Here is a 927-nt window from a genome sequence, read left to right as displayed (position 1 = left end):
CGAACAACCCGATGACAGTATGTAGGTGATATCGGCAACACCGGGCTGCAGGCCACTTACATCGCCGCTCGCGCTTACAGTAGCAACTGTAGCATCAGAGGTGCTCCAGGTACCCGATGCAGATGTGCTGGTAAGTGATGTCTGGCGACCCTCACACACCGACAGCGTACCTGAGATATCGCCCGGAAGTGCATTTACCTGTACACCCGTTGTAACACGGCAACCTGTAGGCATGGCATATGTGATATTGGCAGAGCCGGCGCCTGCTGCTGTGGCAGCGCCTGTGCCCGCATCTATCGTCATCACGCCGGTATTGCTGCTGCTCCAGCTACCACCGGTGGTAGTGCTGGCAAGCGTGGTAGTGCCTTCCTCGCACACCACGGTAGTACCTGTGATAGGCGCGGGAAGCGGGTTCACGGCCACTTCTTTTGTCTTGTAACAGCCTGTTGCTGCCACCATGTATGTTATGGTAGTGGTACCTGTAGTGGCCACAGGGCTCACAACACCGAACGTGCTGATGCTGGCTACACCTGTATTGCTGCTGCTCCAGCTGCCGCCACCGCTGGTATTGACCATAGAGATAGTAGAGCCCTGGCATACGGCATTGGCGCCGTTTATGTCATTGGGCAGTGCATTCACGGTCACTGTACGCGTACCTATACAGCCCGTAGGCAGTGTATAGGTAATGCGGGTATTACCTGCATTGGCTCCTGTTATCTCGCCTGTAGCGATGTTCACAGGAGCTATCAGTGTGCTGGCGCTGCTCCAGTCGCCACCGGCTATAGAGCCGGTAAAGGTCACTGTACCGTCCTTACATATGCTCTGTGTACCATTTATCGATGGCAGTGGGTTCACAGTGAATAATTTCACTGCTGCGCAGCCCGTAGTGTTGAATGTATAAGATATGGTCACATTACCGCTGAACGA

At 54.6% G+C, this 927-nt stretch carries 1 protein-coding gene; it reads right to left on the bottom strand.

All coding sequences use genetic code 11. From position 1 onward, the window contains the following. Window positions 1-927: Ig-like domain-containing protein (locus ABD843_RS14790; protein ID WP_345084779.1), on the bottom strand; the 927-nt coding region annotated here is incomplete at both ends.

The sequence above is a fragment of the Nemorincola caseinilytica genome (assembly GCF_039540515.1).
Lineage (GTDB): Bacteria > Bacteroidota > Bacteroidia > Chitinophagales > Chitinophagaceae > Nemorincola > Nemorincola caseinilytica.
This window is presented reverse-complemented; position numbering and strand designations above follow the sequence as displayed.